Here is a 7,511-nt window from a genome sequence, read left to right as displayed (position 1 = left end):
GGTACTGCACCGGGGACGGTGTGGGAGAGTAGGTCGCCGCCGGACAATCTTTCATGTGGGCCCTCACCTTTCGGTGGGGGCCTTCGTGTTTTCCGAGGGGGTTCCGGAAGGGGCTTGCCGGGGCTCCCGCCAGTCGGTGGGAGCCTTTCTGCTGTGACGACTTCACGGACCGGGAGCCATCGGCCGGCCAGAGGCCACGGAACCCTGGGCGATCTCCCCCGGATCGTGCCGTGGCGAGGAAGGGGACAGGACCTAGGCGTGGAGCTCGCCGGAGAGCACGGTCACCGCGCGTCCCGCCAGCTCTACCCGGTCGCCCCGTACGGTCGTGCGGACCACGCCTCCGCGCTGCGACAGCTGGGCGCCCACCAGGCTGTCGGAGCCGAGCCTGGCCGACCAGTAGGGAGCGAGCGCGCAGTGGGCGGAGCCCGTCACCGGGTCCTCGGGTACTCCGACGCGGGGGGCGAAGAAGCGGGAGACGTAGTCGGCGCCCGGCCTGGATGCCCGAGCCGTCACGATGACTCCCCGCGCGTCGACGGCCTCCAGGGCGCGGAAGTCAGGGGCCGCGGCGAGCACGGCGTCCTCGGACTCGACCTCGACGAGATAATCCCAAACATTTTTTCCTCCCCAAACAGGTTTAACTCCGAGCGCATCGATCAGTCCCCTGGGGAGGGGCGTCTCTTGGAGTACTTTTGCCGGGAAATCCATGCTGATTAAACCTGATTTATCCCTGGTCACGGACAGGATTCCACTCTTCGTCGAGAATTCGAGGGTTTCTGGGACCGTTCCCGTGGAATACAGCACATGCGCCGTGGCCAGGGTCGCATGCCCACAGAGGGCCACCTCGGTCACCGGCGTGAACCAACGGAGTGAGTACGGCCCGCCGTCCTCTGCTTCGAGCAGGAAGGCTGTCTCGGAGTGCCGCATCTCCGCCGCCACGGACTGCATCCAGGTGTCAGGGACTGGATTGCCGAGTACACAGACCCCGGCAGGGTTACCCTTGAAAAATTCATCGGTAAACGAATCGACCGTGTAGACGAGCATGACGCGATGCTAGCGGCGCTGGAGATATCAGTTGAAGTCGAGTCAGGGGATCGGGCAAAGTCAGGGATCGGGCAGACCAGTGCGGTAGCCGTACAAAGTGGAAATAAGCGCTGGGCGTGTCGCATGGCGAACTTCAAGTCGTCGGTTACCGTCCAAGATGTAGGGACAGGCCGGGTACGGCGTGGTCCTGGCGAAAGGACGAGCCGATGGGGGCAGTGCGCAAGGTGGCAAGCTACCTTGGTCTGGGCGGGGCCGAGCAGTATGACGAGTCCTACGACTACGAGGATGAGGTCGAAGGCGAGGACTGGCAGTCTGCCTCGGAGCGCGCGGCCAAGCGCTGGCACGCGATGAACGAGCCCTCACGAATCGTGATGCTCACGCCGATGAAGTACAACGACGCACCGGTGATCGGACAACACTTTCGCGAAGGTCAGACGGTCATCATGGACGTCAGCGGGATGAGCACCGCCGAGGCCACGAGGATGGTCGACTTCGTCGCCGGGCTGGCGTACGGCTGCGAAGGGCGTATCGAGCGGATCGCGGAGAAGGTCTTCCTGCTGGCCCCCGCCGAGGTGGAGATCACCAACGGGTGATCCAGCGGCGGCCTGGGTGTGCGGGGTCCGAGAGATCGGCCCCCGCCATGGTCGTGCGAGCGGCAGGTTCGGCGTCGGTGAGAACATCCGCCGGTGAAGAACACCCGTGGGTGAAGGACATCCGGCGAACGGAGCCGGTCAGCCCGCCCGGGGACCCCGGCGGAGCAGCCGGGTGAGTTCGGCCAGGTCGGAGGCCGCTGTCTTGACCCGGCCCTCCGACTCGCGAGCGTAGTCATGCAGCGCCCACACCGCGCCCTGAGCGAGCTCCCTGAGCTCGGACAGCTGTTTGACGACGTATTCGGCGTCCGCCCGTTCACGCCTGCGCCTGCGCCACAGCAGGTAGCCACCCGCCGCGGCCGGTAGCGGCGCGAGCAGCGCGAGCGGGAGGACGGGAAGGACCAGCGCGACCACCAGGATCACCGGGGCGAGGGCGAGTAGCAGGTAGGCCGCCCGGGGCCGGGCGCGGACCGGCGTGCCCTCGGTGGCGATGCGTTCCTCGGCGGCGCCCAGCGACTCGGGATCCGGTCCCTCGGGGCGGAGCGTCACGCGGTGGCCGAGGATCGGCATGGTGACCGACTCGGGGGCCTCGGCCCGGGTGGCCTCGGCGAGCCTCTCCGCCGCGGACCGCACGATGGGCGCGGCCACATGCAGCGCGATCGCGGCCAGGTAAGGATGGGAGCCAGGGTGCAGATCGCTGAGAAGGTGGCTGGTGAGCGGCCTCATCGGGCGCTCGGGGGTGCCGGACCCCATCAGCTGGCGGAGCACGGTCAGCGGTTCGTCCTCGCTCCACACGACCGTCGCCTCGCCGGATCGATCCGTCTGCGCGGCCTCAAGGAGCGCGAGGTCATCCAGGCCGGTCCCGGTCTCGTCACCCGCTCCGGGGGTGCTCTCACGGGCCGAGGTGATCTCGGCGCAGCGGTCGCGCAGGTGGGTCAGCCTGGCGGCGGCCTGTACGGGAACGGCGAACTCCGGGAGTTCGGCGAGTTCCGCGAACCCGGCCAGGGCCGGTGACACGACGGTCGAGGGCTGGTCGGGGACCAGCGCGCGCAACCACAGGTCGGGTTCGGATGCCGGGGACGCGGCCACCGCGTCGAGTCTGCGGAGAACGAAGATCTTTCCCGCCGGGCCGTACGCCCCGCGGGCGGCGGCGAGCCAGAGGGCCCGCTGGCCGTGGGTCACCGGGCGGTCCAGGGACAGGTCCCCGAAGGCGCTGCCGAGCCAGGAGGCGTGGATGCGGTCGCCCTGGCCGGCGACGGCGAGTGCGAGGCAGAGGAAGAGCGCGGTCCGCCGCTCGTCGCGCTGGGCGGCGCGGGCCAGGGGTTCGAGCGCCTCCTCGCCGCGCATGAGCAGCACGAGGGCCTCGATGGCCGGAGCCAGCCAGTGGTCGGACATGTCCGCGAAACCGGCCGGCAGCTCGGCGGGGACGGTGCCGGCGGCCAGGTCGGTGAGGAGCGCGTCGGCACAGCGGTGCAGCTCTGTCCCGGCCTGCGGATTCGCGGTCAGGTCCGTGCTCAAGGCAGAGAACTCCCCGAAGTTGTGACCGATGACCGCGCCAGCGTATTGCGCTTCGGACATCCCCGCGGGGAGGCGCGCCGAACATGACTTTGCCAGATGATCGCCTTTGATTTCCCAATAAAGACGATCATCTGGTGGACAGGTTACATGCGCTCGGGCACGGGGACGCCGAGAAGGCTCAGGCCGGTCTCCATGACCTTCAGGGTGAGCGCGCACAGGGCGAGCCGCGAGGCACGGGTGGCGGCCTCGACGTCGTCCTTCAGCACCGGGCAGTTCTCGAAGAACGTGGTGAAGGCGCTCGCCGTGTCGAAGAGGTAGGAGGCCAGCTTGTGCGGCGCCGAGTTCTCCGCCATCTCCTCGACCACCGAGCCGAAGCGGAGAAGCTGGAGTGCCAGCGCGCGCTCGGCCGGGTGGCCCAGCACGATGGGTCCGGCCGTCTCGGCCGGGGTCACCCCGCCCCTGCGGAAGATGGAGCGGATACGGGCCTGGGCGTACTGCAGGTAGGGGCCGGTGTTGCCGGTCAGGGCGAGCATGCGGTCGAAGTCGAAGACGTACTCGCTGTCGTGGCTGACCGACAGGTCGGCGTACTTGACCGCGCCCATACCGACGGCGTGCGCGATCCTCTCGCGCTCGGCGTCGTCGTACTCGCGATCCTGGATCACTCCGGCGGCCCTGGTCTCGGCCTCGTCGAGCAGCTCCAGAAGCTTGACCGACTTCCCGCTCCTGGTCTTGAACATCTTGCCGTCGGAGCCCAGCACGCTGCCGATCTGGATGTGCTCCGCCCTGACGTGTTCGGGCAGCCAACCCGCCAACCTGGCCGAGTCGAACACCATCGACATATGCAGCGACTGGGTCACGCCGATCACGTAGAGGATGCGGTCGGCCTTGAGGTCCTGGACCCGGTAGCGGATCGTGGCCATGTCGGTGGTGCCGTAGCCGTACCCGCCGTCGCTCTTGCGGATCATCAGGGGGAGCGGCTGGCCCTCGCGGCCGGTGTAGCCGGGCGGGAAGACGCAGAGCGCGCCGTCGCTGAGCACGGCGATGCCGCGCTCCTGCAGTTCATCGCAGACCTGGGCGAGCACATGGTTGTACATGCTCTCGCCGGCGATGTCCTCGTTGGTCAGCGTCACGCCGAGCTGGACGTAGACCTTGTTGAAGTAGCGGACCGTGGCGTTCATGAAGATGTGCCACAGGCGCATCGTCTCGGGCTCTTCGGCCTGCAGGGTGACGACCCGGGCGCGGGCCCGCCCGTTGAACTCGGGATCGGTGTCGAACTTCACCCGGGCCGCCTGGTAGTAGGCGTTGCCCTCGCCGGCCTCCAGCTGGGCGACGGCGGCCTCCTCGCCGATGTCCAGCAGGTGCTCGATGAGCATGCCGAACGGCGTGCCCCAGTCGCCGAGGTGGTTCTGCCGGATGACCCTGTTGCCCAGGTGCTCGTGGACCCGGGCGAGCGCGTCGCCCACGATCGTCGTGCGCAGGTGGCCGACGTGCATCTCCTTGGCCGCGTTGGGCGCGGAGTAGTCGATCACGATGGTCTGCGGCGAGGCGGACACGCCCACGCCGGCGCGCGGGTCGGCGTGGATCTCCGAGACCTGTGCGGTGATCCAGTCGTCGGAGAGGGTCAGGTTGAGGAAACCGGGGCCGCTGACCTCGACGGTACCGGGGAACGGGTCGTCGGCCCGCCCGGTGAGGTGCTCGGCGATCTCCTGGGCGACCTCCCGCGGGGCCCGTCGCAGCCGCTTGCTCAGACTCATCGCCACGTTCGCCTGGTAGTCGGCGAACTGCGAGGGACGGATCAGCGGATCTGCGTCGGAGTATTCGGCACCAAAGGCCGCGGCCAGCGCCTGCTGGACGCGTTCGGTGAGGGCGAATTGCGGGTCGGTCATGTTCCAAGGGTAGCGGTTGACCGATCCTGAACCGATTGGATATCACCCTGGCCGGGCCCGGTACGGCGGGATCGCATGACCGCGAAGACGCCGGTCAGCACGGCCCCCGCGGCGACGCCGAGCCCGGCCGCGACTCCGCCTGCGGCGGGGTCGCGGAGGGTGAGCGCGAAGAACTCGCGGGTGAACGGGATGGCGAGGGTGAGGGCGAACAGCCCGGCCATGGAGGCCACGAGCGCGACCCGCCACCAGACGTACGGGCGGGCGACGAGGGCCAGCACCCACCAGGCGGCGACGAACAGCGTGATCACCGCCGAGGTGCGGCTCTCCGCCAGGGTGGCGGCCCCGCTCTGGGCGATCCAGTACGACAGGTAGACGGCGGTGGCGCAGATGATCCCGGCGGGGACCGCCAGCCGGAGCACACGTGGCACGAAGCCGCTCCTGGCGCGCTCGTTGCTCGGCGCGAGCGCGAGGAAGAACGCGGGGATGCCGATCGTCAGCGCGTTGATCAGCGTGGAGTGCCGGGGAGCGAACGGGAAGGCGAGCCCGATGACCCCGGTGAGCAGGGAGAGCACGATCGCGTAGAAGGTCTTGGTGAGGAAGAGGCCGGCGACCCGTTCGATGTTGGCCAGCACCCGCCGGCCCTCGCCCACCACGGAGGGCAGGCCGGCGAAGCTGTCGTTCATCAGCACGATCTGGGCGACCGCCCGGGTGGCGCCGCTGCCGGAGCCCATCGCCACGCCGAGGTCGGCGTCCTTGAGCGCGAGCACGTCGTTGACGCCGTCGCCGGTCATCGCGACCGTGTGCCCGCGCGACTGGAGCGCGCCGACGAACAGCCGTTTCTGGTGCGGGCTGACCCGGCCGAAGACGGTGTTGGCCTCCATGATCTCGGCGAGCTTCTCGGGATTGTCATCCGGCAGGGTGCGGGCGTCCACCGCGCGCTCCCCGCCGGGGATGCCGACGGAGGTGGCGATGGCCGACACCGACTCGGGGTTGTCGCCGGAGATGACCTTGACGGTGACGCCCTGTTCGGCGAAGTAGGCGAGGGTCTCGGCCGCCTCGGGGCGGACGCGCTGCCTGAGCACGACGATGGCCGCGGCCTCGACGGTGCCGAGGTCGTCGGGGTCGCGCAGCGAGGCGACCTTCCCCAGGGCGAGCACCCGCAGACCGGTGGCGGCGAGTGCCCCCGCCTCGGTGTACGCCGGGGTGCCGGGCGGCAGGAGGACGTCGGGGGCGCCCAGGACCCAGCAGCCGTGCCCGTCGAACTCGGCGCCGCTCCACTTGCGGGCCGAGGAGAAGGGGATCTTGGCGGCGACGGTCCAGCCGGGGGAGTCGGGGTAGCGGGTCTGGACGGCCCGGGCCGTGGGGTTGGGGTCGGGGTCGAGGTTGGCCAGCGCGCCCAGCGCCTCGGGCACAGGCAGGTCGTCGCGGAGCCCGCGGACCTCGCCGAGCTCCATGCCGCCCGAGGTGAGCGTGCCGGTCTTGTCGAGGCAGAGAGTGTCGACCCGGGCCAGGATCTCGATCGCGGGGAGCTCCTGGACCAGGCAGCGGCGCCTGCCCAGCCGGATCACGCCGACGGCGAAGGCGATGCTGGTCATCAGGACCAGACCCTCGGGGATCATGGTGACGATGCCGGCGACCGTGCTGGTGACCGCCTCGCCGACGCCGGTCCGCCTGCTGACCTGGCTCCAGGTGAGCAGGGCGCCGATCGGGACGACCAGCCAGGTCACGTACTTGATGAACCGGGTGACGCCGTCGCGCAGTTCCGAGTGGGACAGGCCGAACGCGCTGGCCTCCTCGGCGAGTCTGGCCGCGTAGGCGTCGCCGCCCACCCTGGTCGCGACATAGGAGCCCCGGCCGGCGACCACGAAGCTGCCGGACAGGACCTCGTCGCCCGGCAGCTTGTGCACCGGGTCGGCCTCGCCGGTGAGCAGGGACTCGTCCGCCTCCAGCCCGTCGGAGTCAACGGTCTCGCCGTCGACCAGCAGCTGGTCGCCGGGCGCGAGCAGGATGAGATCGCCGAGCACCACCTGCCGGGGCGGGATCTCGGTCTCCGCGCCGTCCCTGCGGACCCTGACCGGAGCCTCGTTGACGATGGCGAGCCGGTCGAGGGTGCGCTTGGCGCGGAGCTCCTGGATGATGCCGATGCCCGCGTTGGCCACGATCACCAGGCCGAAGAGGCCGTCCTGCCACTCCCCGAAGATCATGATCAGCACCCAGAGCACGCCGATCACCCCGTTGAAGAGGGTGAGGACGTTGGCCCTGAGGATCGCCGAGACCGATCTGCTCGACCGGCGTCTGACGTCGTTGACCTGCCCGAGGGCCACGCGCTCGGCGACCTCTGCCGAGGTCAGTCCGCGCTGTGTCACCTGCTCCACACGGCCCCCTGCCGATCGACTGGGACTCAAGGGTACGCGGGGTCGGAGAATTCGGTGGAATACGTCACCTGATGCGCGGTAAATATCACCGCAGGTTGGCG

At 69.5% G+C, this 7,511-nt stretch carries 5 protein-coding genes; 1 reads left to right on the top strand and 4 read right to left on the bottom strand.

The genetic code is table 11. The features are described 5' to 3' along the window. Positions 1-252: 252 nt before the first annotated feature. Entirely contained in the window at positions 253-1,041 is a 789-nt protein-coding gene (locus tag AB0J58_RS38050) for a PhzF family phenazine biosynthesis protein (RefSeq protein ID WP_343966992.1), read from the bottom strand. A gap of 206 nt (positions 1,042-1,247) precedes the next feature. On the opposite strand from AB0J58_RS38050, the gene AB0J58_RS38045 reads away from it, so the two are divergent. After that, positions 1,248-1,634, top strand: coding sequence for a cell division protein SepF (locus tag AB0J58_RS38045; protein WP_030925173.1), 387 nt, complete (start codon positions 1,248-1,250; stop codon positions 1,632-1,634). A gap of 138 nt (positions 1,635-1,772) precedes the next feature. On the opposite strand, the gene AB0J58_RS38040 is transcribed toward AB0J58_RS38045, so the two are convergent. The 3 genes from AB0J58_RS38040 to AB0J58_RS38030 all read right to left on the bottom strand — a co-directional run bounded on the left by AB0J58_RS38040 (position 1,773) and on the right by AB0J58_RS38030 (position 7,410). Beyond that, positions 1,773-3,149, bottom strand: coding sequence for a hypothetical protein (locus AB0J58_RS38040; protein ID WP_364224998.1), 1,377 nt, complete (start codon positions 3,147-3,149; stop codon positions 1,773-1,775). A gap of 143 nt (positions 3,150-3,292) precedes the next feature. Beyond that, positions 3,293-5,035 (bottom strand): arginine--tRNA ligase, encoded by a 1,743-nt coding sequence (gene argS / locus AB0J58_RS38035; protein ID WP_364224996.1) that lies wholly within the window; start codon positions 5,033-5,035, stop codon positions 3,293-3,295. Then, positions 5,032-7,410 carry an HAD-IC family P-type ATPase gene (locus tag AB0J58_RS38030; protein WP_364224994.1) on the bottom strand — a complete coding sequence of 793 codons (2,379 nt, stop codon included), beginning with the start codon at positions 7,408-7,410 and terminating at the stop codon, positions 5,032-5,034. The genes argS and AB0J58_RS38030 overlap by 4 nt, the downstream gene beginning before the upstream one ends. Between the last annotated feature and the right edge of the window lie 101 nt (positions 7,411-7,511).

The sequence above is a fragment of the Streptosporangium sp. NPDC049644 genome (assembly GCF_040675205.1).
Lineage (GTDB): Bacteria > Actinomycetota > Actinomycetes > Streptosporangiales > Streptosporangiaceae > Streptosporangium > Streptosporangium fukuiense.
The sequence above is the reverse complement of the archived record's forward strand: the minus strand, read 5'-3'. Positions and strand labels throughout refer to the sequence as shown.